Source organism: Janthinobacterium psychrotolerans (assembly GCF_001677885.1).
GTDB classification, from domain to species: domain Bacteria; phylum Pseudomonadota; class Gammaproteobacteria; order Burkholderiales; family Burkholderiaceae_D; genus Janthinobacterium; species Janthinobacterium psychrotolerans.
In genome coordinates this window covers 22,165-47,281 of the sequence record NZ_LOCQ01000032.1, presented here as the reverse complement: position 1 = coordinate 47,281, position 25,117 = coordinate 22,165, and the positions used below count along the sequence as shown (strand labels likewise).

The following is a 25,117-nucleotide window of genomic DNA, read 5'->3' as shown; positions in this document are numbered from 1 at the left end:
ATCTATAACCACAACATCCCGCAGCGTGCTCTCAACAACGAAACGCCGATTCAGGCAATGAAGAAATGGCAGGCAAAAAAGCCAGAATTATTCGTTAAACGTGTTTATAACCAGGCGGGTCTTGACACCTAACCGGCCAGCGGCCGGCGGACGTGCTCAAGATGCGCGACAGTGATTTGAAAGACGGCGCCCTGCAGGTACGCCAGAACAAGGGCAACAAGCTGCTGCGCATCGTCCTTGAACATGATGGCGTCCCGTCCGAGCTGGCCAAGGTCATCGAGCGTATCCACGCGCGCCCTGACCGGCCGCGTACAACCTTCATCGTTTCGCTGCCGAATGGTTCCCAGGTCAAGAAGTGGCATTTGCGGCTGCGCTTCGATAACGCCCGGAAGTCTGCGGCAGAACTGGCGCTAAAGGCGGGTAACGAAGAGCTGGCCGGCCGCATCAAGGCGTTTCAATTCCGCGATATCCGGGCGCGCTCGGCAAGCGACATTGTTGACTTGAGCGCTGCAAGTTCTTTGTTGGGACATAGCGAAAAAGTAATTACAGAAAAGGTCTATCGACGCATAGGACAAGCTGTTAGGCCAACCCGGTAAATTATCTAAATATATTAAACCGCTGGCGGATACGCATGGAAAAATCCATCCTCAAATAAATTTATTAATTGAGCAGAACTATTAAATAGAGAGTTTAACTGCAAATCATTTGAATCAAGAGCGACCCGGCTCTTTGATTCAAATGAACCGCCAGTAGCTGATTTACTTATATTTTTCAATATATCATTCAACTTTTTTCTCTCTAATTTTTTAAGAAAGTTATTTGATAAAATATAAGATTGCCTTCGAATATCTTCAAATATAAATTTTATTTGGGTGGATAACTCAAAACCTTTTTTTTCATCAGTATAATAGTCTATACATAAGTCGCGAAGAGACTTCAAATCTTCGTCCAACTTATCGAGGCGAGTTCGAAGATCTTTTCTTGCATCCTGTTTTGCAGCTGATGACCGCTGAATTCTATAGACAACTATCCAACCCAATACAACCATCACAGATGGCAAAATTATTTTTATTAACTCAAGATTGTTTGGGCCACACTCAATGGGCACGAGCTTGCTCCTCCGAAATATAATCCCATATCATAGATTGATATATCTCTCTTGAGTCAACAAAAATAAATCTTTCTTTTAATTCCTTTTCAGTTTTTCTATTATTTCGCAAGAGGCCTGCAAAAGCCTCATCTAGGAAAGAAGAACCATATCCTAATGTGTCGTCTAGATTAATTTCAATGGCGTCTCTTGAACCTTCAAGAAGCGGCACCAAAAATTCCTCTCTAAATCTTTCACCAGAATTCGGCCCATCTTCCGGGACACGCCCGGCGGGAAACTCTGAAAACTGACTTGCAACTGATAATTTTCTCATAATCAAAAACCCTTCATTCGGATTTCAATTTTAATGTCCATTGAACTAACGTGCCTTTTATCGATTGCCGGTGTGTAACTGCTTTATCTTTTTTTGAAAACGCGTTATATGTATAACTACCCGCGCCACTTTGCGCTCGAAAACCGCCTTCATCTTGATTTTTAATAAAATCCAACATCTGTGGCAAGCCTTTTCCACGGTATTCCAATCCTGTGCTAGATCGACTAGTGCTACTCGCTAGTTTAATTAGGGTCTTATCGTGACTAGACTGCCGACCGATCATAAACAGCTTCCTAAGATAGTCTTCCATTTTCGGCTTATCTAGCAATGATTTAGGAATTCCAATTCCAAGATCACAAATGGCAACCTGCAAAATATCATCACGAGCTTGAGAAAACATCCACCAATTATTAAGAAATTCGCTTTCTTTTGGATAGGCATGCTTTTTTGTATTCGTAACAGCTTCGCTCATACAATCATAAAGATTTGATCGGACAAGAACACCTCCCATTGCCTCACTATGCTGAAATAACAACGCCTTAAAAGCACTAGTTGTTGCATCGGAACCTGTTGCATAATGCCAATTAACAACATTATCAGCAGTAACGGCCAAACCAGAGCTTCTACCCAGCTTTGAAAGCAATCCGAGATGCTTAAATAATTGCTCCACTATATTATCTTTAGGTAGTTTACAGCTTATCACTCCAGGAAACCGAACTAAAAGATTATCTAAATTAGCCATCATGTAAAGAGTGCCGCATGGATGGAGTTTAATCGTATCCGTAAAGTCAATTTTTACCTTCAAGCCGGCATCGAGATTGCGTTCCAATTCTCGTAAAAAGAAAATTATGCTATCTCGATGACGATCATCATTTAAAATAAAAACTTTTGGAGCTGGCACTAATATTGGCTTATTAAGACGAACTATTTCAAGCCGCCGAAGGTGTTCCACATTACGCTTCAGGCCTGATGCTCTCAACTGATGTCGCCTAATACGAATTTGTTCACTATTTCGATGAAGCCGGGCTTTAGTAGAAATTATTTTCATTGTTTTAGTGCCAAGGCGATTGACGCATGTCAAGTAAAAAATTCAAGCCTACGACACAAGATGTGGGCGTCGGCTGACAAAGCAAGTGGCTTGAGAGCTCAGTACTTGCATTAATCGTACACTATTGAGGTAAGTTTGAGCATGAGTGTGAGGAGGCGAACATGACATTGATCACATACGCGAAAATTGACACCGTGCAATATTTGACAGGCATGCGCATGATACCCAAGGAGAGTTGCGGAAGTCGCTTCCGCAACAACAGGCAGGAATGTTGACACAACTTCTATGAAATCACTCATTAAAAATCATGAAAAAATTAAAAATTCATAATAATCAATGAGTTACAACATTATTTGGCGGAAGCGGTGAGATTCGAACTCACGAACAGTGTAACCCGTCGCTAGTTTTCAAGACTAGTGCCTTCAACCACTCGGCCACGCTTCCAGAGCCTGCATTATACATAAAGCTTGCGGGCTTACCAATGGCTGCGCTGAAGATGGGGCAATTGTTGATGGGATGTTTACAAGTTCCAGTTCAGCCGCAGCACGCACTCGAACTCTTCGGCTGCCAGCGGGCGCGAGAACAGGTAGCCTTGCACTTCGTCGCAGCCCGCACTGTTCAGGAAGGCCATCTGTTCGGCCGTTTCCACGCCTTCCGCGATCACCTTGTGGTGCAGCTGCTGGGCGATGCTGATGATGGTGGTGGCAATCGCACAGTCGCTGGCGTCGGACGGGATGCCGGTGGTAAAAGACCGGTCGATCTTTAACGTGTCGATCGGAAAGCGCTTCAGGTACGACAGGCTCGAATATCCGGTGCCGAAGTCGTCGAGCGACAGCGCCACGCCCAGGGCCGTGATACGGTCCATGATGCCGATCACGCGCTCGATGTTGTGCATCAGGGTGCTTTCGGTGATTTCCAGTTCCAGCCAGGCCGCTTCCAGGCCATAGCGTTCCAGCATGGCGGCCACCCGGCCTGGCAGGGCCGAGGTGAATTCGCGGGCCGAGACGTTCACCGCGATGCGGATCGGCGGCAGGCCGGCCTGTTTCCATGCTTGCGCCTGGGCGCAGGCCGCTTCCAGCACCCATTCGCCCACTTGCACCACCAGGCCGGTCGATTCGGCCAGCGGGATGAATTCGGCCGGCGGGATCATGCCGTGCACGGGGTGGCGCCAGCGCACCAGCGCTTCGGCGCCGATCATGCGGCCGCTGCCCAGCGCGTATTTCGGCTGGTAGTGCAACAGTAGCTGGTTTTCCGCCAGGGCGTGGCGCAGGCCGGTTTCCAGGCGCATGCGCGCTTGCATGCCCAGGTTCATGTCCTGGCTGTAGAAAGCCACGCTTTCGGCGTCGCCGCCGCCGTCCTGCTTGGCCCGGTACATGGCGATGTCGGCCAGGCGCAGCAGGGTTTCGGCGTCGTGGCCGTCTTGCGGGTAGACGCTGATGCCGATGCTGGCGCCCACGCGCAGGTCGTGGCCTTCGATCAGGAAAGGTTGCACCAGGGAGGCCAGCAGCTTTTGCGCCACCGTGCTCGCTTCGAAATGCTGGCTGATGTCGAACAGGCCGACGGCGAATTCATCGCCGCCCAGGCGCGCCACCAGGTCCTGGTCGCGCAGCACCTGGCGGAAACGCACGGAAACCTGGCGCAGCAGTTCGTCGCCGATGCGCCGGCCCAGGGTGTCGTTGATCAGCTTGAAACGGTTCAGGTCGATGAACAGCATGCAGCCGAGCATCTTGCTGCGCTGGGCCACGGAGAGGGCCTGGTCCACCAGCTTGGTCAGCAAGGTGCGGTTCGGCAGGCTGGTCAGCGCGTCGTAATAGGCCAGATGATGCAGCCGCTCTTCGGCGATCTTGCGTTCGGTAATGTCGGTCAGGTAGGCGATCAGGCCAACCGGGCGCTCGTCGAGGTCGCGCAGCGGCGACAGCGACAGGCTGGCCCAGAAGATCTCGCCCGACTTCTTCCTGCGCCGCACTTCCATCAAACGTCCGCCCTGCTCCAGGAAAGCGTCGTGGAAACCGGTGTCTTCGTCGTCGTACAGGAACAGGATGTTGCGGCCCACCGCTTCCACCGACGAGTAGCCGAACAGGCGTTCGGCGCCCTTGTTCCAGCTGGTGATGTAGCCGGTCAGGTCCATCGTCAGCACCGATTCGTGCAGCTGGTCGAGGATCTGCGTCTGCTGCGCCAGCAGGGCTTCGACTTGCGCGAACGCATGCGTGGAACGCTGCGCCAGCGAGTGTACTTGCAGCACGCCGGCCGTCAGCGAGGCCAGGCTGGACAGGTCGCGTCGGTCGGTGTCGTCATAGCTGGGCTTGCCGGCGACGCGGTAGTGGCCAAAGCAATGGCCGTCGAAACTGATTTCCTGCAGCAGCGCCGCCTCGTTTTCGGCCAGCAGCGCGACGGGGACCTCGCCGCTGGCGGACGGCAGGAATTCGCCGTGCGCGCTGGCCATCACGCTGCCGGCGATGCGGCCCAGTTCGGTAACCAGCGCCGCACCGCGCAGGCGCACCACCGCGTCGCACAGGGCGGCGCTGTCGCTGAGGGTAGTCGACACCGGCAGCATGGTCATGCTAGATGTTCCGGCTGACGGTGATGGCCCACTGGTAGGCCTGCAGCAGGCTGCGCCAGTAGGTTTTGCCATCGACGCCGGCGCGCGCCAGGCTGGCGGACGCTGGCGTGGCGCCGCTTTCGGCCAGCGCCAGCATGGCGCCCAGTTCGCCGCTGCGCCCGAGCAAGGCGGCACTGACGGCCGGGTCCAGGTTCAGGGTGGCGATAATGTCGGCCATGTCCATGCCCAGCAAAATGTCGAGCAGGGAAAATACGCCGGTCATGAAGGCCAGGTCCTGCGCCGCGCGGTCGCCGCCGCGCAGCTGGCACAGCGACTCCATCTGCGCCGCGCGCACGGCCGCCAGCGGCAGCAGGGCATTGAGCTTGCCATCGTCCTGCTGGCGCGCATACAGCAGCAGTTGCAGCCAGCGCTGCAGCTGGCGCCGGCCCAGCAGGGTGATGGCCTGGTTGAAACTGGTGATGGTCGCCGTGAAACCGAAGGCGGCCGAGTTGACGAGTTTGAGCAAATGATAGGCCAGCGCGGGATCCTGCTTCAGCGGCACTTCAAGCTCCTGCACGTCGGCGTCGCGCGCCAGCAGGCCCAGCAGCGCCAGCAGGCGGCGGCGCGAGGTGCCCTGTTCCGCTTCGCTGTCGCGCCGTGCGCCGTGCAGCGCATAGTCGCCGGCAAACCAGCTGGCGCCCAGCGCGCAGACCGCCGCCAGGCTGGCGGAATCGGCAATATTGTAGGCCAGGTGGGGACCAGGCAAGCTCATCAGGTGCTGCAGGCCCGGCAGCTCAGCGGACGCATCGATGCCGAGCGCGCGCGCGTCGACCTGGGCCGCCGTCACCGGGCCGGCGCCAGGGCCGTCCAGCACGATGCGGTAGCCGGCATCGCGCCATTGCAGGCAGCGTTGTTGCATGTGTTGGTTGCTTGCCGCGGTGGTGCTCAGGCGGAAAATGGTGCGCTGTGGCACGAGTTGCGGCAACAGCTGCGCCAGCGTGGCCTCGTCGAGATGCGGCTCGCCAACGGGAATGATGCAGTCGAGCGGCGCCAGGTGCGCATAGACATCGGCGGCGCACAGCGCGGCCAGCAAGGCTCCCTGTGCCTGCTGCGGCACATGGAAGCTGACGGCGACCCACTCGTTATGTGCATTGGCAACTGCCTGCAATCCCACCAAAGGAAACAGGTTTGATTCAGACGTTGACATCGATCATCTCGCGTGGATAAGGCAAAAAGTGTTCATGAACTGGCGGTCGACAGGCAACTGCCATAAGACATGACAGTTCGACAGCAAGAATCATTCTATCTGAATCTCACAGATGAAACAGTTTTATATTAGCAATAAGTGTTCAAAAAAAACATTCCATCAAGAAAGTGCAATCGACGGTTGCCGGCGCCCGTCAGGCGGCGCCGCCGTCGAATTGCGCGTGCTCGACCGCATATTTGATCAGTTCGGCCTGTCCTTCGATGCCCAGCTTGCGCTTGATGTTCAGGCGGTGGGTTTCCACCGTGCGCACGCTCAGGTCCAGGTCGCGCGCGATCTGCTTGTTGGACTGGCCGGCGGCGATATGCTGCAGCACCTGCTGCTCGCGCAACGTCAGAAACGTATCCTGCACTTGCGGCCGCGACAGTTGCCGCGCCAGCGCCGCGCTGTAATAAATGCCGCCGGACACCACGGTCTCGATGGCGAAGACGATATCCTTGCCCGGTGCATCCTTGAGCACATAGCCGCGCGCGCCGGCGGCGATCGCCTGCGACACATATTCGAGCTTGTCGTGCATGGACAGGATCAGCACGGCGATCTGCGGAAACGCCTGCTTGAACAGGCCGGTCGCCTCGATGCCATTGATGCCGCGCATATTGATGTCCATCAGCACCAGGTCGACCTGGTGCGCGCGCGCCTGTTGCAGCGCTTCGTCGGCGCCGCCGGCCTCGGCCACCACGTCGAAATGCGGCACCGCTTCCAGGCGCGCGCGCAAGCCGTCGCGTACCAGCGGGTGGTCGTCGACCAGCAGGATGCGTATTGTGTCGGTCATGATTTTTTGTTGTCCCCAGGGGTAAATGGCAGGCGCGCCAGCACCACCGTGCCGCTGGCGGACGAGGCAATCTGCAGGCTGCCGCCGATGGCTTCCATGCGCTCGGTCATGTTGCGCAGGCCGATGCCGCGCTGCGGATGCAGGGCGATGCCGTCGGCGTCGAAACCGCCGCCATTATCGGCGATGCGCAGCTCGACCGCACCGTCCGCGCCAGTCGCCTCCTGCAGGCTGACCAGCACCTCGCTGGCATCGGCATGGCGCTCGCTGTTGGTCAGCGCTTCCTGGGCGATACGGAACAGCACGGTGTTGACCATGTCGGGCAGGCCTTCGCCGGCGCCCGCCGGGCTGGCCGTGAAGCTGGCCTGGGCGCTGCTGCTGTCATTGTATTCGTGCACCAGGTGGTCCAGCGCCGCCGCCAGGCCCAGGTCGTCCAGAATGGCCGGGCGCAGGTTGTGCGAAATGCGCCGCACTTCGCCGAGCACCTTGTTCAGCTGCTCGGCGGCCCGCTCAAACGTGGCCGGCGCACGGGCCTGCTGGTCGGCATTGCCCGCCAGGCGCGCGATGCCGGCCTCGATCTGCAGCTTGATCGACACCAGCCACTGGCTGATGCCGTCATGCAAATCGCGTGACAGCCGCGCCCGCTCCTCCTCCTGCGACTCGACTACTCTTTGCGCCAGCACTTTCAGTTTCGCATCGGCCACGCGCAGTTCGCGGATATTCAACACCAGGCCGCAGCCGGCCACCACCAGCGCACCGAGGATGGCAATGGCCGCGATCCACAGCATGGTCGAGCGGATATTGGCAAACTGCTGGGCGCCCACCTTGGCCAGCGCCTGGTCCACATCATCCATATAGATGCCGGTGCCCATCATCCAGCCCCATTCCGGCATCAGGATCACATAGCCGAGCTTGGGCGCCGATTTGTTGCTCGACGGCTTGACCCAGTTGTAGCGCTCGAAGCCGCCGCCACTGTTGGCACGCTGCATCAGGCGCTGGATGGTGAGATTGCCATCCGCGTCGCGCAGCTCCCAGAGGTTCTGCCCCACCAGTTCGGGCTGGCGCGGGTGCATCAGTGAGTTGCCCTGCAGATCGTAGATAAAGAAATAGCCGTCGTCGCCATAGCTGAGCGCGGCCAGGATGCGCTTGGCTTCCTCCTGCGTGGCGGCGTCCTTGCGTCCCGACTTGACCAGCTTGGCAATCGAATGGCTGGCCAGGGTCACGTAGTGCTTGAGTTCCGATTCCTTGCTGGCCAAATACGCCTGCTCGATGGTGGCGCGCTGCTGCTCGGCCAGGATCAGCGCCTGATGGCGTACGGCAAAGGCGATCGCGCACATGGCCAGGATCAGCGGCGTGATGGCCAGGAAGATGACTTTCTGTCGTAGTTTCATGACCTGGCGCAATGGTAGTGGAAGTAAACAGTCGAAACTGCGATTTTACGCGCTGCCTGCGCCTGGCCCTGCGTAGTAATACTGAGTGACACTGCGTAGTGCTGCGCTTGTCAGCATTATACGATTGGTGAATACTCGGCATAAGCTGCGCTGACTGAGCAAACTGGCAACGACCAGTGCAATACAGGGTAAGGACACAGGGTGCAGCGCCCGTCAATTTCTGGAGGAAGCATGAACCGCATTTTCAAACAGCTCGGCTGGGCAGCGCTTGCGCTGGCCGGCGCGGCGTCACTGGGCGTGGTCGCCCTGCAACGCGGCGAACCGATCAGCGCCATCTGGATCGTCATCGCCGCCGTCTGCGTCTATCTGATCGCCTACCGTTTCTACAGCCTGTTTATCGCCGACAAAGTGCTGGGCCTCGACGCCCGCCGCATGACGCCGGCCTACAAGCACAACGATGGCCTCGACCACGTACCGACCAATAAATATGTGCTGTTCGGCCACCATTTCGCCGCGATCGCCGGCGCCGGCCCGCTGGTCGGCCCGGTGCTGGCCGCGCAGATGGGCTACCTGCCCGGCATGCTGTGGATCCTTGCCGGCGTGGTGTTTGCCGGCGCGGTGCAGGACTTTATCGTGCTGTTCATTTCCATGCGCCGCGACGGCCGCTCGCTGGGCGACCTGATCAAGGCCGAACTGGGCGAGATTCCCGGCATGATCGCCCTCCTGGGTTGCTTCATGATCATGGTCATCATTTTGGCCGTGCTGGCCCTGATCGTCGTCAAGGCGCTGACCGGCTCGCCATGGGGCAGCTTTACCGTGATGGCCACCATTCCCATCGCCCTGTTCATGGGCGTGTATTCGCGCTTTATCCGCGTCGGGCGCATCGGCGAAGTGTCGGTCATCGGTTTCATCTTGCTGATGCTGGCCATTATCGGCGGCCAATATGTGCAGGAACACGCGGTGCTGGGCGCCATGTTCACCTTTACCGGCACCGAACTGACCTGGATGCTGATCGGCTACGGCTTTGTCGCTTCCGTGCTGCCAGTGTGGCTGCTGCTGGCGCCGCGCGATTACCTGTCGACTTTTCTTAAAATCGGCACCATCCTCGGCCTGGCGATCGGCATCATTGTCGTCGCGCCTTACCTGAAAATGCCGGCCATGACCAAGTTCATCGACGGCTCCGGCCCGGTCTGGTCAGGCAATCTGTTCCCCTTCCTGTTCATCACGATTGCCTGCGGCGCCGTGTCCGGCTTCCATGCCTTGATCTCGTCGGGCACCACGCCGAAGATGATCGAAAACGAAAGCCATGCCCGCTTTATCGGCTATGGCGCCATGCTGATGGAGTCCTTCGTTGCCATCATGGCCCTGGTGGCCGCCTCGACCATCGAGCCGGGCATTTATTTCGCCATGAACAGCCCGGCCGCGCTGATCGGCACCACGGCCGAGTCCGCCGCGCAGGCGATCTCGCAGTGGGGTTTCTATGTGACGCCCGAGATGCTGACGCAAACGGCCAAGGACGTCGGCGAGCACACCATCATCTCGCGCGCCGGCGGCGCGCCGACCCTGGCGGTGGGCATGGCGCAAATCTTGTCCGGCGCCATCGGCGGCAAGGCCATGATGGCCTTCTGGTACCACTTCGCGATTCTGTTCGAAGCGCTGTTCATCCTGACCGCCGTCGATGCGGGCACGCGCGCCGGCCGCTTCATGCTGCAGGACTTGCTGGGCAGCTTTGTGCCAGCGCTGAAACAGACGGAAAACGTGATCGCCAACCTGCTGGCTACCGGCCTGTGCGTGGCGGCCTGGGGTTATTTCCTGTACCAGGGCGTGGTCGATCCGCTGGGCGGTATCAACACCTTGTGGCCGCTGTTCGGCATCGCCAACCAGATGCTGGCGGCCATTGCGCTGATCCTCGGCACCTGCGTGCTGTTCAAGATGAAGCGCGGCCAGTATGCATGGGTGACGATCACGCCGACCATCTGGCTGCTGCTGTGCACCCTGACGGCCGGCTGGCAAAAGATTTTCGACGCCAATCCGCGCGTCGGCTTCCTGGCCCATGCCGACAAGTACTCGACCGCGCTCGACGCCGGCCAGTTGCTGGCGCCAGCCAAGTCGGTAGCGCAGATGCAGCAGATTATCTTCAACGATTACCTCGACGCAGGCCTGGCCGGCTTCTTCGTGATCGTGGTGGTCAGCGTGCTGTTCTTCGGCATCCGCACCATCATGAAGGCGCGCGCCGACAGCCGTCCGAGCACCCGGGAAACGCCTTACCAGGCCATGCCGACGGTGCCATAATGATCGACGAGCTCCTCAAGGCAGGCCGCTATCTCGGGCAAAGCATGCGGCTGATGTGCGGCCTGCCCGAGTACGATACCTACGTGGCGCACCGGGAAGTGACCCATCCCGGCGAGCCGATGATGACGTACGAGGAATTCTTCCGCGAACGCCAGGAGGCCCGTTATGGCGGCGCCGGCAAGCGCGGCGGTTGTTGCTGATCTATTCCCCCGCGCCGACAACCTTGTTGGCGTCGGTGGTGGTGTCGGATTGCGCGAGGTGGAGCCTCGCCAATCCGACCTGCCGCCCTTCCTTCCGGTTCCCCCCTCTCCCCCCTTCCCCATCCTTAGACCCACATCAACATCCGGGTCCATCATCACGCTTATATTTTTCCCATGGGAATTAATTAAAAAATAGCAATAATTGCCCCGGAGGATGTCCGTCCCCATGTTCAATTTTCAACGCGCCAGCATCAGCCAGAAACTGACCATGATTGCGGTGTTGTCCTCCGGCAGCGCCTTGCTGCTGGTGTTCCTGGCGTTTGCCGCCACGGCCGTGGTGAGCCACAAGGAAGACGAAAGCCGCCAGTTGCTGTCGCTGGCTGGCGTGATCGGCGCGGCCGGTGCGGGACCCATGCTGGCCGGTAAAACTACTCAGGCGCAGCAGTTGCTGGCGGCCCTGCAGGCGCGCGACGAGATCGTGCAGGCGGCCTTGTATGACCGTCACGGCAAGGTGTTTGCCCTTTACCGCGCCGGGCACCCGCGCCTGGACAGCGCGCCGGCCGAGGCGATGGCGCCGGCGCTGTTGTCCGAACTGCTCGACGCGCCCGTGATGCCGGGCGCGCGCGCGGCGCTGGCGCGCTCGATGCGGCTGTACCGACCTGTGCTGTACCACGACGAGGTGGTCGGCGCGATCATGATCGAAACCGACCTGTACCAGATGTGGCGCGAGATCGCGCGCCATTTGGGCGCCATCAGCGGCGCCACCTTGCTGTCTTTCCTGGTGGCGCTGGTACTGGCCGGGCGCTTCAAGAGCCTGATCGCCGAGCCGATTACCAAGCTGATCGAGACGGCAAAAAAAGTCTCGAGCAGCCAGACCTACGGCCACCGCATCGCCCACCAGCGCAGCGACGAACTGGGCCTGCTGATCGACAGCTTCAACGACATGCTGGCGCAGATCGACAGCCGCGACACCACGCTGGCCAACTACCGCGACCAGCTCGAACGGCAAGTGGGCGTGCGTACCGAGCAGCTGGAAAAGGCCAAGGATGCGGCCGAGGCCGCCAGCCAGGCGAAAAGCGCGTTTCTCGCCACCATGAGCCATGAAATCCGCACCCCCATGAATGGCGTGCTGGGCATGACGGAGTTGCTGCTGGCCAGCCCTTTGAGCCCGCAGCAGCGCCACTACACCAGCATGGTGCAGCGCTCGGGGCAGAACTTGCTGGTGATCATCAACGACATCCTCGACTTTTCCAAGATCGAGGCGGGCAAGCTCAGCGTCGAATATATCCGCTTCAATTTCCGCGAGCTGCTCGACGACATCGAACATGTGTTCGCGCCGCAGGCGCAAGCAAAGGATATCCACCTGGAATTTGATATCGCCAACGATATTCCGATCGCCGTTTGCGGCGACCCGAACCGCCTGCGCCAGATTATCGTCAATCTGCTGGGCAACGCCATCAAGTTTACCGAAACCGGCAAGGTGACGGTCAAAGTGGAAGTATGCCGCGAAGACACCCCCAGCGTGGGCTTGCGCTTCGAAGTGCACGATACCGGCATTGGCGTGTCGAGCGAGGCGCGCATGCGCATCTTCGATTCTTTTTCGCAGGCCGATGGTACGACCACGCGCAAGCACGGCGGCACCGGCCTGGGCCTGGCCATTTCCAAGCAGCTGGTCGAACTGATGGGCGGCACTATCGGGGTCGATAATGCTTTAACGCAAGGCTCCATCTTCTGGTTCGACGTAAATTTCGATAAGCGGCGCGTCGACAGCGACGACCCGTCTTTCAATCTGAACACTACGCGAGGGATACGCGCCTTGATCGTCGACCATACACCGGCCACCCGCGCCGTACTCGAACGCCAGCTGGCCAGCTGGCATATCGCCAGCGACAGCGCCAGCTCGGCCGGCGACTGCCTGGCCAGGCTGCGCGCCGCGGTGGACGCCGGCCAGCCCTATGCGGTCGCCCTGCTCGACATGGAATTGCCGCGCACCAGCGGCCTGGCGCTGGCCGCCACCATCAAGAGCGACCCGCAACTGGCCGAGCTGAAACTGCTGCTGCTCAGTACCGAACGGGGCGCGGCCGATCCGGTGCAGCGGCGCGAAGCGGGAGTCGCCTTCCAGCTGATCAAGCCGGCCCGTGAATGCGACCTGTTCGACTGCATCGTCACGCCGCCACGCGCCAGCGAGGGCCTGCGCATCCATCCGCCGCATGCCGCCAGGCACACGACGCGCCGACAACGGCGCCGCGTGCTGCTGGCCGAGGACAACCCTGTCAACGTGGAAGTGGCGCTGGCCATGCTCGACAGCCTGGGGCTGGACGTTGTGTGCGCCCACAACGGCGAGCAAGCGCTGTATGCGGCCCAGGCCGAGGATTTCGACCTGGTGCTGATGGATTGCCAGATGCCGCTCATGGACGGCTTTGCGGCGACGGCGGAAATTCGCCGCCAGGCACTGCACGATGGCCACGCGCGCATGCTGCCCATCGTGGCGATCACCGCCAACGCGCTGCAGGGCGACCGCGAAGCGTGCCTGGCGGCCGGCATGGACGACTACCTGAGCAAGCCGTTTACCCAGCAGGAACTGGCCAGCACGCTGGCGCGCTGGATCGCCCTGCCGCGCGCGGCCACCGTGCACCATGCGGACGAGCTTGTCGCCAAGCCTGCATCCAGGCCGCAGGCGGTGAGCATCCCCCCGGCAGTTTTGAATCTGCAGGCGCTGGACAATATCCGCGCCCTGTCCGGTGTCGGCGGCGAGGTGCTGCTGGAAAAAGTCATCCACGCTTTTACCATTGACACGCCGCGCCAGCTGGCCTGCTTGCGCACGGCCATCGCCGCGCAGGATACCGAAGCAATGCGCAAGGCTGCGCACAGCCTGAAGTCCGGCAGCGCCAACATCGGCGCCGACGCGCTGGCGCTGCAGTGCAGGGACATGGAAAAGCTGGGCCGCACCGGCAGCACCGGCGGCGCGGCCAGCTTGCTGCAGGCGATGGAACAGCAATTCCTGGCCGTCGGCGACGCCCTGGGCCGGCTGCTCGTGAAGGAACACTGACATGACAGCGCCTCTTTCCGACAAACGCGGCCTGGTGCTGGTGGCTGACGACGACCCCGTGATGCGCATGCTGATGCGGCAAATGCTCACGCAAGTGGGCCTGGATGTGATCGAAGCCGAAGACGGCGTGCAGGCGCTGGCCAGCTACAAACTGAGCGGCCCCGACCTGGTCATGCTCGATGTCGACATGCCGGCCATGGACGGCTTCGGCGTGTGCCGCGAAATCCGCCGCCAGGAAGGCAATGTCACCGTGCCCATCATCATGGTCACCGGTGGCGACGAAATCGAGGCCGTCACCCACGCCTATGAAGTGGGCGCCACCGATTTCATTTCCAAGCCGATCAACTGGCCGATCCTGGGCCACCGCGTGCTGTACGTGCTGCGCGCCAGCGACGCCATCGCCCGCCTGCGCATTGCCGACGCGCACAATCGCGCCGTGCTGGCGGCGATACCCGACACCTTCTTTCGCCTGAACCGCGACGGCTATTATCTCGATTACGAACAGGGCCACGACGCCAGCGCCGGCTTTTCCATAGAGAACTGCGTCGGCGGCCATATCAGCGAAGTCTTGCCAGCGGAAATCGCCGCGCGCCTGGTCGAGCAGATGCACAAGGTGCTGGCCACCCAGCATATCGGCTCGGTCGATTACACGCTCACGCATGGCGACAGCACGCGCCATTTCGAGGCGCGGCTGGTGTCGACCGGGCCCGATGAAGTGCTGGGCCTGGTGCGCGATATCAGCGAACGCAAGCGCACCGAGGAACAGATACGGCGCCTGGCCTATTGCGACAGCCTGACCGGCATTCCGAACCGGCAAGCCTTCCTGGAAACGCTGGAACGCGAGCTGATGCGTTCGAAAGAACACGGCAAGAAATTCGCCGTGCTGTTCATGGACCTGGATGCTTTCAAGCGCGTCAACGATACCCTGGGCCACGATGTGGGCGACCATCTGCTGAAGATCGTCTCGGAACGGCTGCGCGAAACCATCCGCCCCAGCGACCTGGTGCTGCGCGCCGAACACGAGCTCGACGGCCAGTCGGGCGGCAGCAACCTGGCGCGCCTCGGCGGCGACGAATTCACCATTTTGATCCCCGACCTGGAACGGGTGGAAGACGCGCTCAACGTGGCGCACCGGGTCAAGGAAGCCATGCGCCGGCCATTCATGATTGCCACCCATGAAATTTTCGTTACCGCCAGCATCGGTATTTCCCTGTATCCCGAAGACGGCGAGGACTGCAATTCGCTGCTCAAATATGCCGACACGGCCATGTACCACGCCAAGAACTGCGGCAAGAACAACGCCAAGCTCTACAGCTCTTCATTGACCATGGAAATCATGAGCCACGTCAAGATGGAAGTGGGCCTGCGCAAAGCGCTGCAGAACAACGAACTGTATTTGCTGTACCAGCCGCAGATCGACGTGCCCAGCACCCGGATCGTCGGCGTGGAAGCGCTGGTGCGCTGGCGCCACCCGGAACGCGGCATCATTTCACCGACCGAATTCATTCCGCTGGCCGAGGAAACCGGGCTCATCGTGCCGATCGGCGAATGGGTGCTGCGCACGGCCTGCAGCCAGGCGAAGGCCTGGCAGCGCGGCGGCCTGCAGGCCATCCGCATGGCGGTCAACCTGTCGGCCAAGCAGTTCAAGGATGAAAACCTGATGCAGATCGTGCTCTCGGCACTGGCCGACACCGGCCTGGACGCGCGCTTGCTGGAACTGGAACTGACGGAAGGCACTTTAATGGACGACGCGCGCGCCACCATGGTAACGCTGGAACAACTGCGCGGCATCGGCGTCTACCTGTCGATCGACGACTTCGGCACCGGCTACTCGTCGATGAATTATTTAAAGCGCTTCGACGTGCGCTCCCTGAAGATCGACCGCAGCTTTATCGCCGGCCTGCCGCAGGACGCGGAAAACGCGGCCATCACGCGCGCCATTATCGCCATGGCGCATGGCCTGAAAATGGTGGTGGTGGCCGAAGGCGTGGAGACGGACGAGCAATTGCTGATGCTGGAAGAATACGGCTGCGACATGGCCCAGGGCTATTTTCTGGGCCACCCGTCGCCGCACGACGCGATCACCGCCATGCTGGCGCGCCAGGCCCGGCCGCCAGGCAACAAGCTCGACCTTACTGCACTTCGAAGACGAGGAGTTGCGTGACCTGCTGGGGGTTGAAGTTGTCGTCCGACACCAGCACCAGGCTGCGCCGGCCATTGGCCAGGCGCGGACCCCAGGCGATGCCTTCCAGGTTATCCACGCGCCCCAAGCCGATCTTTTGCAGGTCCAGTACCAGCCGCTTGCGCGCCGGCGCATAGCTGGCCCCCTTCAATGCCGGCAGGTCCTTGATATCGGTGGCGCCTTCCACATCCATCTCGTAGAGACGCACGTGATTCAGATACAGGCCCTCGGCATTTTCCACGCCGGCGCGTTCGAGCACCAGCAGGCGGCGGGCGTCGATGGCCAGGATTTCCGACACGCCATTGTCCGCATTGCGCCCCGGCGCCGGCCTGGATGCGATCGCTTCGATATCATAGGCATATTGCGCCAGCACCTGGCCGGCGCGACTGAGCTGCGTGATGCGCACCACCGAACCGTGCTCGGCCGTGGCCAGCGGTCCATCCTGGTACAGCGCGCCTTCCATGCCCAGCCACAAACTCTTGCCGTCGGCTGAAAACGACAGCCCTTCGAACGCCATGTTGTTGCGCGAACCGAGTTCCTGCTTGCTGACCCTGAACATGGGCGGCGTCGGCAAGGTGGCGATAAAACGGCCGTCGCGGCTGGCATGCGTCACGAACGGATCGAGTCCCACCTTGCGGTTGCCTTCGCTGCCATACCAGAGGCTGCCATCGACCGGATCGACGCGGATGGTTTCGATATCGGGCACCTGCTCGCCACGCTCCAGCTTGGCATGCGCCAGATTCGGATAATTGCCACCCGAGGCCTGCTGGAAGAAATGCACGCTGTTCAGGGTCACGCCGGAAAAGCCGTTGCTGTCGTAGTGCAGGCTGGCGCGATAAAAACGCGCCGGATTGAATTCCGAGCGGTCATCGCTTTCCAGCACCCAGTCGCCGCTGGCCGCATCGTAGGCAATGCCGGACAGGCCGCCGACCAGCGTGCCCTGGAATGGCTGCTTCAAGGCGATGCGCTGTTCGCCGATCAGGCGCAGGCTGGTAATGGGGGCGTCGGCGGGGATGCTGGCGCAGGCCGAGAGCAGTACGATGGCCGATGCCAAAACGGAGATGGCGCGAGCGCCGATAAAAAATCGAGACATTTCAAGTTCCAGTGCGTAGGTCGCGTTAGGCCCATCGGGCCGTAATCCGACAACATTGTTGGCGGTGAATGTCGGATTACGCGCTACGCGCCAATCCGACCTACCATCCCTGGGGTCTGAATGATTACACCACCCCGTCGGCCTTGAGCCTGGCAATGGCCGCCGCATCAAACCCCAGCGACGCCAGCACCTCGTCATTATGCTGGCCCAGGGTCGGTCCCAGCCACTGTGTCTTGCCCGGCGTGGCCGACAATTTCGGTGTAATGGCCGGCAGCTTGACGGGCGTGCCGTCGGCAAACTGGTGCTGCTCGAACATGTCGCGCGCGAGAAATTGCGGGTCGCTCATCATGTCGCGCACGGAATAGATTTTGCCGGCCGGTACATCGGCCGCCTGCAGCACGGCCATGGCGCTATCGATGGTGTGGGTGGCGCACCAGGCGCCGATGGCCTCGTCGATTTCCTGCGTGCGCGCGACGCGCCCGTCGTTGCGCGCCAGTTGCGGGTCGCCCGCCATGTCGATGCGGCCCATGGCCAGCATCAAGCGCTTGAAGATGGCGTCGCCATTGCCGGCGATGACGATATTTTCGCCGTCGCCGGTGGTATAGGTATTCGACGGCACGATGCCGGGCAAGGCGCCGCCCGTACGTTCGCGCACCACGCCGGCCTGGTCGTATTCGGGCACCAGCGACTCCATCATGTTGAACACGGCTTCATACAGCGCCACGTCGACCATCTGGCCTTCGCCGGCGTCACGCCCGCCCGTCACATCGCGGTGGCGCAGCGCCATCATGGCGCCGATCACGCCGTGCAGGGCCGCCACCGAGTCGCCGATGGAAACCCCTACGCGCACGGGCGGACGGTCGGCAAAGCCGGACACATAGCGCAGGCCGCCCATCGATTCGCCGATGGCGCCAAAGCCGGGCAAGTCTTTCATCGGTCCCGTCTGGCCGAAGCCGGACAGGCGCACCATGATCAGGGAAGGCTTGTCTTTTTTGAGCTGCTCGTAGCCGAGCTCCCACTTTTCCAGCACGCCGGGGCGGTAGTTCTCGATGATGATGTCCGCCTCCAGCGCCAGCTGGCGGGCGATCGCGCGCCCTTCGGGCGCCTTCAGGTTCAGGGTCAGGCTTTTCTTGTTGCGCGCCTGCACCGACCACCACAGCGAAGTGCCGTCTTTCAGCACGCGCCAGGAACGGATCGGGTCGCCGCCATCGGGCGACTCGATCTTGATCACGTCGGCACCGAATTCGGCCAGCATGCGGGCACAGAAAGGGCCGGCGATCAGGGTGCCCAGTTCCAGCACCTTGATGCCGGCCAGCGGTCCGGTGGAAGTCGTCTTGTCCATGGGTTTCAGGTTGCCCTGCGGTCGAGCATCGCGCGCGCAATCGTGCCCGCGTCGACGTATTCCAGTTCGCCGCCCACCGGCACGCCGCGCGCCAGGCGGCTCACGCGCAGGCCGCGCGCTTTGAGCATCTCGCTGATGTAGTGGGCGGTCGCTTCGCCTTCATTGGTGAAGTTGGTGGCCAGCACCACTTCGGTGACCACGCCATCGTTGGCGCGGCCCAGCAATTTTTCGAGATGGATATCTTTCGGACCGATGCCGTCCAATGGCGACAAGCGTCCCATCAAGACAAAATACAGGCCCTTGTAGGTCAGCGTCTGCTCGATCATCAGCTGGTCGGCCGGGGTTTCCACCACGCACAGCAGGCGCTTGTCGCGCGCCTCGTCGAGACAGTTCTCGCAGATCTCGTGTTCGGTAAAAGTGTTGCACAGGGCGCAGTGATGCACGGCATCGACGGCCTGGAACAGGGCGCGCGACAGCATGGACGCGCCTTCCCTATCGTGCTGCAACAGATGAAACGCCATGCGCTGCGCCGACTTGGGGCCGACGCCGGGCAGGCGCCGCAGCGCCTCGGTCAGAAATTCCAGCGACTTGGACATGGATCAGTCCACTCCCGCCACCACGATCGGGCGCATGCGGCTGCTCATCAGAATGGCATTTTGAAGCCAGCTGGCAAGTTCATGCCGCCGGTCAGGCCTGCCATTTTTTCGGCGGAGGTCGCTTCAGCCTTGCGCACGGCGTCGTTGAAGGCGGCGGCCACCAGGTCTTCCAGCATGTCCTTGTCGTCGGCCAGCAGCGACGGGTCGATCGACACGCGCTTGACGTCGTTCTTGCAGGTCATGACGATTTTCACCAGGCCGGCGCCGGACTGGCCTTCCACTTCCACCAGCGCCAGTTGTTCCTGGGCTTTTTTCATATTGTCTTGCATCGCTTGCGCCTGCTTCATCAGGCCAGCCAGTTGGTTTTTCATCATGAGAAATGCTCCGTATTATTTATCAAGTTAATCAATGCAAGGTCGGCGCAGTGCCGGCCGGTGCAGGTGTAATCGTCCCCGGCACCACGAAGGCGTCGAATGCACGCTTCATATCGAGTACAAAAGGGTCGGTTGCGATGGTTTCTTCCGCTTGCAGCTGGCACGCTTCGCGGTGCGCCTGCGCTTCGGCGCTGGCCGTGTACCAGACGGCGCCCAGCTCGGTGTCGACCTGGACCTTGCGGCCAAAGCGCTCGGCCAGGGCCGCCGCCAGTTTTTCCACGTTGGCCGGGCTGCGCCAGGTATCGATCGGCACGCGCAGGCGGAAGGTGGTGCTGTGACCATCGTGCAGGCACTCGATCAGCTCGGCTTGCACGGCCAACTGCTGGGCCACGCCGCGCAGCGGCAGCACGGCCGCCACGGCCGGCCAGTTGCCGTCCCAGTCCAGCCCCGGCACAGGGGTAATCACATACGGTGCGCTGGGCGCGGCCTGCCTGGGCGCGCGCTGCGGCATCACCACGGCCGGCTGCTCGCCGCTGGCCTGGGCCGGCACGCCTTGCACGGCGGCCGAGGCGCTGTCGTCGGAAAATTCGGTGACCCAGGGTGGCAGCTCGTCGTCAGGTTCGGATTGTGGCGGCGGCAGCGCCTGGCGCGCTGGCGCTGGCGTGTCCATGACGGCCACGGCTGGCGCTGGCGCTGGCGCCGGGTCAGCTGCATCGTCCCACGGCGCGGGCGACCTGGCGGCGGCAGGCGCCGCAGTCACCGGGGCAGCGGCAGGCGAAGGTGACGGTGCGGGCGCAGGGGCAGGCGCTTTCGGCGCCGAAGCCGGCGCCGACGGTGCGCTGCCGGGACGGCCTTTCGAGGCGGCGCGAGCCGCTTCGAGCGCCGCATTGATGGCGGCGCGCGCCGAGCTGACCGGTGCCGCAGGGGCAACCGGCGGCGCAGCAGCAGCAGCAGGCGCCGGTGTTTCATGGCGCACCATCGTTGCGGCGGCGGCAGCCACTACGGCTGGCGGCGTCACGGCCGCATGGCTGGCCACGCTGTGGGCGGCGGCCCGTGCCGGCGGCGCTGGCTGGGCGGCGGCGCGCGCGGCGGCAACAAAGGCCGGACGATTTACTGGTGCTGCGGCCGGCGCGGCGGCCGGCAAGCCTTCGGCGCCGCCCATGCCGGGACGAAACGCCAGCATGCGCAGCAAGGTCATGGAAAAGCCCGCATATTCGTCGGGCGCCAGGCCCAGCTCATTGCGGCCATGTACGGCGATCTGGTAGAACAGCTGCACTTCCTGCGCGTCAAAGGCCTGAGCCAGGCGCACAATATCGGCGTATTCGGGCAAATCCTGCGGCACGGCCGTGGGCACGCTTTGCGCCAGCGCGATACGGTGCAGCAAGGTGCCGAGGTCTTGCAACGCATTGTTATAGGACAAGCTGCGCGAAGCCATCTCATCGGCCACGGCCAGGAGGTCCGCGCCGTCCTGCTGCGCCAGCGCGTCGAGCAAACGCACCAGGTAAGACTGGTCGAGCGCGCCCAGCATGCCTTGCACGGCGTCGAGCGTCACTTCGCCTGCCGCATAGGCGATCGCCTGGTCGGTCAGCGACAGCGCATCGCGCATGGAACCGTGGGCGCCCTGGGCCAGCAGGCGCAAGGCCGGCTGTTCGAAGGCGATGCCCTCCTGCCCCAAGATATTGTCCAGGTGGCTGATGATATGACCGGGCGGCATCTGCTTGAGGTTGAACTGCAGGCAGCGCGACAGCACGGTAACGGGAATTTTTTGCGGGTCGGTGGTGGCCAGGATGAATTTCACGTGTTCAGGCGGCTCTTCCAGCGTTTTCAGCATGGAATTGAACGCGTGATTGGTGAGCATGTGCACCTCATCGATCATATAGACCTTGAAGCGCGCATTGCTCGGCGCATACACCGCCTGTTCCAGCAGCTGCGCCATTTCATCGACGCCGCGGTTCGACGCCGCATCCATCTCTATATAGTCAACGAAGCGTCCCGCATCGATCGCCGTGCACGCTTCGCACTGGCCGCAGGGCTGGGCCGTGATGCCGCCCGTGCCATCGGGGCCGATGCAATTGAGCGACTTGGCCAGGATGCGCGACAAGGTGGTCTTGCCGACCCCGCGCGTGCCCGTAAACAGATAGGCGTGATGCAAGCGGCCGCTGTGCAGCGCATGCGTGAGCGCGCGCACGACGTGCTCCTGGCCGACGAGCGTCTCGAAATTCTTGGGGCGGTATTTACGGGCGAGGACTTGATAAGACATGCTGAGATTTTACCATGCGATGTTGCGGTGACCCTGCGCGGCGGGCGCAAGCCTCATGGCCGGGCCAGCCAAGGCGGCAATTGTATCGCATGCGCATAATCCATCGCCAAAACAAAAAAGCTGCCCTGGGGCAGCTTTGCGATTGTTTCCCGAAGGAGGCGAGCCTGATCTGCGGCACTCATGGTTAATAGCCGTGGCTGCTTCGTTCCCGACCTGACCAGGTTAGCCATGCCACGATGCGCAGGGGCCCGCCGGGGGTAATTATAACCGGTCTGCGAGCAATTGGGGAAGCAAGCTGAAATCCGGGGTCAGGCCCTCAATGCCGCTGACACCAGCCGGTCTACAGTCCCAGTTCTTGCCAGATACGATCCACCTTCGCCTTCACTTCCGGCGTCATGGCAATCGTCGTGCCCCACTCGCGCGTGGTTTCGCCGGGCCATTTATTGGTGGCGTCGATCCCCATCTTGCTGCCCAGGCCGCTGATTGGCGAAGCAAAATCGAGATAGTCGATCGGCGTGTTGTCGACCAGGGTGGTGTCGCGGATCGGATCGACGCGGGTGGTAATGGCCCAGATGACTTCTTTCCAGTCGCGGATATTGACGTCCTCGTCGACCACCACGATGAACTTGGTATACATGAACTGGCGCAGGAAGCTCCACACGCCGAACATCACGCGCTTGGCGTGGCCCGCGTATTGTTTCTTGATCTGCACCACCGCCATGCGATAGCTGCAGCCTTCGGGCGGTAAATAGAAATCGGTGATTTCGCTGAACTGCTTTTGCAGCAGCGGCACGAACACTTCGTTCAGCGCCAGGCCCAGCACGGCCGGCTCGTCGGGCGGTTTGCCGGTATAAGTGGAGTGGTAGATCGGGTCGCGCCGCATGGTGATGCGGTCAATGGTAAACACCGGGAAACTGTCCTGCTCATTATAGTAGCCGGTATGGTCCCCATATGGGCCTTCGAGCGCATGCTCGTAGCCGCTCGGATGGTTGGCGTCCGGATAGATATGGCCTTCGAGCACGATTTCGGCCGAGGCCGGCACGCGCAGTTCGCTGCCGATGGCTTTGACCAGCTCGGTGCGGCTGCCGCGCAGCAAGCCGGCGAACTGATACTCGGACAGGCTGTCGGGCACCGGCGTGACGGCCCCTAATATAGTAGCGGGATCGGCGCCGAGCGCGACGGCGATCGGATACGGTTTCCCCTTGGTCTGCAGCGCATGCTCGCGGAAGTCCAGCGCCCCGCCCCGATGGGCCAGCCAGCGCATGATGACCTTGTTACGGCCCAGCACCTGCTGGCGGTAAATGCCCAGGTTCTGGCGCTTTTTATTGGGTCCCTTGGTAATCACCAGGCCCCAGGTAATCAAGGGGGCGATATCGCCGGGCCAGCAGTGCTGGATCGGCAGGCGCGCCAGGTCGACATCGTTGCCTTCCCAGACGATTTCCTGGCATTTTGCGCCGCGCAACTCTTTCGGCGACATGTCCCAGACGGATTTCACCAGCGAACCCAGGCCCAGCAGATCCTTGAAATCCTTCGGCGGCTCGGGCTCCTTCAGGCGCGCCAGCACATGGCCGATCTTGCGCAGTTCGCTGACATCCTCGGCGCCCATGCCCAATGCCACCCTGCGTGGCGTACCGAACAGATTGGCCAGTACCGGCATGTTATGGTCGGTGGGTTGATTGAACAGCAAGGCCGGTCCGCCCGCGCGCAAGGTGCGGTCACAGACTTCCGTCATCTCCAAATACGGGGAAACAGGCGTCGAAATGGTCTTAAGTTCGCCCATTTGTTGCAGTTGAGAAATAAAATCTCGCAAATCTGAATATTTCATGTGTTTTTAAATTTTTTTGACGTCGGACGCCGTTGCTGAAGGAACTATGCCAAGTAATTGATTTTATTGGCTTTTGGCACAATGCAAGACAAAAAGTAAGACATAAAAGTAATAAAGAATGAATTCGTTAGTATTGACTTGATATAAAACGGCTCTTACAATTCGCCCAACTTGAACGAGGACGCCGGCCCAGAGCTTGATTTTAGCGTCTCTCTTTCATTCACGGAGTCGGGGCTCCACATGACATTTTAAGGAGTGTTTTCAAAAGGCGTCTGCCTTACCCCCGGTAAAAGTTGTATTGCAACTGATCCAATACCACAGGGACCGATCAGCTCAAGCAAGCAATGACGGCGTCTCTCGCGCGCATCCATACGCGGCGACAGACGATGATATTTCTGATGCACGGCATTGGCAGTACCCACGACCGCGAGACCGCGGAGGGACTGTCTGTTGACGCGACATTTCGGGGAAACTCTATGACTCATCGTAGCACTGAAGCAGCAATGCCTGTTTCAACCGTGGCTGGCCAGCCAGCGTTAGCGCGTTTGCGCGCGCGCGCAACGGCAATCTCGGCACGTGGCGTGCTGACCACCGCCCAGCACACGTTCACCGTGTTCGGCATTTCAGCGCTGGCACTGATCGCCTTGCTGATGTTCCGCCCTGACCTGGGCAAGCAACTGACGCACAGCCTGTTCCCGCTGCAAATGACGGAAGCGCAAGCCGTCGAAGCGCCAGCCCTGTCGGCCCTGATGCAAGCGCCCGCTTCCGTGCAGACCGTGGCAGCGACCGCGGCACCGCTGAGCAAGGAAGAAAAAGCCTTGCTGGGCACGCAAAAGCAGCAGCAATGGGTGACCAACTGGCTGTCCAAACGCTACCGCGTGGCCAATGACGCGACCAATATGCTGGTCTCGACGGCCTACCTGACGGCGCGTGAAATCAAACTTGATCCGCTGCTGATCCTGGCCGTGATGGCGATCGAATCGGGCCTGAACCCGTTTGCCGAAAGCCCGGTTGGCGCGCAAGGCCTGATGCAGGTCATGTCGAAAGTCCACCATGAACGCTTCCAGGAAATGGGCGGCGTGCAAGCGGCCCTGAATCCGGTCGCCAATATCCGCGTCGGCTCCTTGATCCTGAAAGACTACGTCACCCGTGGCGGCTCGGTCGAAGCCGGCCTGAAAACCTATGTCGGCGCCGCCAACTTCGCCACCGATTCGGGCTATGGCTCGCGCGTGCTGGCCGAGTACCGCCGCCTGAAACAAGTGTCGGCCGGCCAGCGCGTGCCGACCAGCAATGCCGTGATGGCGTCCAATACACCGGCCCCATCAAAAGCGCCTGCAGCGGCGCCAGCGGTGGAAACCGGCAGCCTGACCATCAAGGTCGTACCGCACAACGAAATCGCCGGCCTGTAAGCGCTTGAGGGCGCCGCCGGCGCCTCACCATGAAAAAAGCCACCGAGACTTGCAACCCGGTGG

18 protein-coding genes, 1 tRNA gene, 1 other RNA gene and 2 pseudogenes are annotated in these 25,117 nt (G+C 60.9%); 7 read left to right on the top strand and 15 right to left on the bottom strand.

Annotated elements, in window-relative coordinates; translation table 11 throughout:
- Positions 1 to 132 (top strand): annotated as a pseudogene (locus ASR47_RS27765) (IS481 family transposase); the annotation flags it as partial.
- Between the two features lie 11 nt (positions 133 to 143).
- Positions 144 to 596: pseudogene (locus ASR47_RS01545) on the top strand (site-specific integrase); the annotation flags it as partial.
- Positions 597 to 610: 14 nt separating this feature from the next.
- Here the strand turns inward: ASR47_RS01545 and ASR47_RS26805 are convergent.
- The 8 genes from ASR47_RS26805 to ASR47_RS01520 all read right to left on the bottom strand — a co-directional run bounded on the left by ASR47_RS26805 (position 611) and on the right by ASR47_RS01520 (position 8,432).
- A complete protein-coding gene (locus tag ASR47_RS26805) occupies positions 611 to 1,108 on the bottom strand; it encodes a hypothetical protein (RefSeq protein WP_150127626.1) in 498 nt (165 codons plus the stop codon).
- Positions 1,098 to 1,421, bottom strand: a complete 324-nt coding sequence (locus tag ASR47_RS26300; protein WP_150127625.1) for an STAS-like domain-containing protein — start codon at positions 1,419 to 1,421, stop codon at positions 1,098 to 1,100. The genes ASR47_RS26805 and ASR47_RS26300 overlap by 11 nt, the downstream gene beginning before the upstream one ends.
- Before the next feature lie 13 nt (positions 1,422 to 1,434).
- Entirely contained in the window at positions 1,435 to 2,469 is a 1,035-nt protein-coding gene (locus ASR47_RS26800; RefSeq protein WP_150127624.1) for a hypothetical protein, read from the bottom strand.
- Between the two features lie 354 nt (positions 2,470 to 2,823).
- Positions 2,824 to 2,913, bottom strand: a tRNA-Ser gene (locus ASR47_RS01540).
- Positions 2,914 to 2,989: 76 nt separating this feature from the next.
- Entirely contained in the window at positions 2,990 to 5,029 is a 2,040-nt protein-coding gene (locus tag ASR47_RS01535; RefSeq protein WP_065306008.1) for a putative bifunctional diguanylate cyclase/phosphodiesterase, read from the bottom strand.
- 1 nt (position 5,030) lies between these two features.
- Positions 5,031 to 6,215: an EAL and HDOD domain-containing protein gene (locus ASR47_RS01530; RefSeq protein ID WP_065306007.1), complete on the bottom strand. Its 1,185-nt coding sequence runs from the start codon at positions 6,213 to 6,215 to the stop codon at positions 5,031 to 5,033.
- Positions 6,216 to 6,408: 193 nt separating this feature from the next.
- On the bottom strand, positions 6,409 to 7,044 hold the full coding sequence (locus ASR47_RS01525; RefSeq protein ID WP_065306006.1) for a response regulator: 636 nt from the start codon (positions 7,042 to 7,044) through the stop codon (positions 6,409 to 6,411).
- Complete coding sequence (locus ASR47_RS01520; protein ID WP_065306005.1) at positions 7,041 to 8,432, bottom strand: cache domain-containing protein; 1,392 nt, start codon at positions 8,430 to 8,432, stop codon at positions 7,041 to 7,043. The genes ASR47_RS01525 and ASR47_RS01520 overlap by 4 nt, the downstream gene beginning before the upstream one ends.
- A gap of 231 nt (positions 8,433 to 8,663) precedes the next feature.
- On the opposite strand from ASR47_RS01520, the gene ASR47_RS01515 reads away from it, so the two are divergent.
- From ASR47_RS01515 to ASR47_RS01500, 4 genes are all read left to right on the top strand, one after another.
- Positions 8,664 to 10,724, top strand: coding sequence for a carbon starvation CstA family protein (locus ASR47_RS01515; RefSeq protein WP_065306004.1), 2,061 nt, complete (start codon positions 8,664 to 8,666; stop codon positions 10,722 to 10,724).
- On the top strand, positions 10,724 to 10,924 hold the full coding sequence (locus tag ASR47_RS01510) for a YbdD/YjiX family protein (protein WP_065306003.1): 201 nt from the start codon (positions 10,724 to 10,726) through the stop codon (positions 10,922 to 10,924). Before ASR47_RS01515 ends, ASR47_RS01510 begins: the two co-directional genes overlap by 1 nt.
- A gap of 226 nt (positions 10,925 to 11,150) precedes the next feature.
- A complete protein-coding gene (locus ASR47_RS01505) occupies positions 11,151 to 13,973 on the top strand; it encodes a hybrid sensor histidine kinase/response regulator (RefSeq protein ID WP_065306002.1) in 2,823 nt (940 codons plus the stop codon).
- 1 nt (position 13,974) lies between these two features.
- Positions 13,975 to 16,137 (top strand): putative bifunctional diguanylate cyclase/phosphodiesterase, encoded by a 2,163-nt coding sequence (locus ASR47_RS01500; protein WP_065306001.1) that lies wholly within the window; start codon positions 13,975 to 13,977, stop codon positions 16,135 to 16,137.
- Here ASR47_RS01500 and ASR47_RS01495 read toward each other — a convergent pair.
- The 7 genes from ASR47_RS01495 to ubiD form a co-directional block, all read right to left on the bottom strand.
- Positions 16,106 to 17,248 (bottom strand): esterase-like activity of phytase family protein, encoded by a 1,143-nt coding sequence (locus tag ASR47_RS01495; protein ID WP_065306000.1) that lies wholly within the window; start codon positions 17,246 to 17,248, stop codon positions 16,106 to 16,108. The genes ASR47_RS01500 and ASR47_RS01495 overlap by 32 nt on opposite strands.
- 124 nt (positions 17,249 to 17,372) lie before the next feature.
- Positions 17,373 to 18,590 (bottom strand): CaiB/BaiF CoA transferase family protein, encoded by a 1,218-nt coding sequence (locus ASR47_RS01490; RefSeq protein ID WP_065305999.1) that lies wholly within the window; start codon positions 18,588 to 18,590, stop codon positions 17,373 to 17,375.
- A gap of 5 nt (positions 18,591 to 18,595) precedes the next feature.
- On the bottom strand, positions 18,596 to 19,186 hold the full coding sequence (gene recR / locus ASR47_RS01485; protein ID WP_065305998.1) for a recombination mediator RecR: 591 nt from the start codon (positions 19,184 to 19,186) through the stop codon (positions 18,596 to 18,598).
- A 47-nt stretch (positions 19,187 to 19,233) separates the two neighbouring features.
- Entirely contained in the window at positions 19,234 to 19,560 is a 327-nt protein-coding gene (locus tag ASR47_RS01480) for a YbaB/EbfC family nucleoid-associated protein (RefSeq protein WP_034759121.1), read from the bottom strand.
- A gap of 31 nt (positions 19,561 to 19,591) precedes the next feature.
- A complete protein-coding gene (locus tag ASR47_RS01475) occupies positions 19,592 to 21,820 on the bottom strand; it encodes a DNA polymerase III subunit gamma/tau (RefSeq protein ID WP_065305997.1) in 2,229 nt (742 codons plus the stop codon).
- A 154-nt stretch (positions 21,821 to 21,974) separates the two neighbouring features.
- An RNA gene (ffs, locus tag ASR47_RS01470) (signal recognition particle sRNA small type) lies at positions 21,975 to 22,073 on the bottom strand.
- A gap of 87 nt (positions 22,074 to 22,160) precedes the next feature.
- Entirely contained in the window at positions 22,161 to 23,645 is a 1,485-nt protein-coding gene (gene ubiD, locus ASR47_RS01465; RefSeq protein WP_082988651.1) for a 4-hydroxy-3-polyprenylbenzoate decarboxylase, read from the bottom strand.
- Positions 23,646 to 24,121: 476 nt separating this feature from the next.
- Between ubiD and ASR47_RS01460 the strand changes: the two genes are divergently transcribed.
- A complete protein-coding gene (locus ASR47_RS01460; protein WP_065305995.1) occupies positions 24,122 to 25,054 on the top strand; it encodes a transglycosylase SLT domain-containing protein in 933 nt (310 codons plus the stop codon).
- Positions 25,055 to 25,117: the final 63 nt, after the last annotated feature.

Coding starts and splice junctions, on each gene's coding strand:
- ASR47_RS01510 (WP_065306003.1), top strand. CDS start 10,724: ATGATCGACGAGCTCCTCAAGGCAGGCCGCTATCTCGGGCAAAGCATG.
- ASR47_RS01535 (WP_065306008.1), bottom strand. CDS start 5,029: ATGACCATGCTGCCGGTGTCGACTACCCTCAGCGACAGCGCCGCCCTG.
- ASR47_RS26800 (WP_150127624.1), bottom strand. CDS start 2,469: ATGAAAATAATTTCTACTAAAGCCCGGCTTCATCGAAATAGTGAACAA.
- ASR47_RS01525 (WP_065306006.1), bottom strand. CDS start 7,044: ATGACCGACACAATACGCATCCTGCTGGTCGACGACCACCCGCTGGTA.
- ASR47_RS01480 (WP_034759121.1), bottom strand. CDS start 19,560: ATGATGAAAAACCAACTGGCTGGCCTGATGAAGCAGGCGCAAGCGATG.
- ASR47_RS01490 (WP_065305999.1), bottom strand. CDS start 18,590: ATGGACAAGACGACTTCCACCGGACCGCTGGCCGGCATCAAGGTGCTG.
- ASR47_RS01460 (WP_065305995.1), top strand. CDS start 24,122: ATGACTCATCGTAGCACTGAAGCAGCAATGCCTGTTTCAACCGTGGCT.
- ASR47_RS01500 (WP_065306001.1), top strand. CDS start 13,975: ATGACAGCGCCTCTTTCCGACAAACGCGGCCTGGTGCTGGTGGCTGAC.
- ASR47_RS01495 (WP_065306000.1), bottom strand. CDS start 17,248: ATGTCTCGATTTTTTATCGGCGCTCGCGCCATCTCCGTTTTGGCATCG.
- ubiD (WP_082988651.1), bottom strand. CDS start 23,645: ATGAAATATTCAGATTTGCGAGATTTTATTTCTCAACTGCAACAAATG.
- ASR47_RS01530 (WP_065306007.1), bottom strand. CDS start 6,215: ATGTCAACGTCTGAATCAAACCTGTTTCCTTTGGTGGGATTGCAGGCA.
- recR (WP_065305998.1), bottom strand. CDS start 19,186: ATGTCCAAGTCGCTGGAATTTCTGACCGAGGCGCTGCGGCGCCTGCCC.
- ASR47_RS01505 (WP_065306002.1), top strand. CDS start 11,151: ATGTTCAATTTTCAACGCGCCAGCATCAGCCAGAAACTGACCATGATT.
- ASR47_RS01475 (WP_065305997.1), bottom strand. CDS start 21,820: ATGTCTTATCAAGTCCTCGCCCGTAAATACCGCCCCAAGAATTTCGAG.
- ASR47_RS01515 (WP_065306004.1), top strand. CDS start 8,664: ATGAACCGCATTTTCAAACAGCTCGGCTGGGCAGCGCTTGCGCTGGCC.
- ASR47_RS01520 (WP_065306005.1), bottom strand. CDS start 8,432: ATGAAACTACGACAGAAAGTCATCTTCCTGGCCATCACGCCGCTGATC.
- ASR47_RS26300 (WP_150127625.1), bottom strand. CDS start 1,421: ATGAGAAAATTATCAGTTGCAAGTCAGTTTTCAGAGTTTCCCGCCGGG.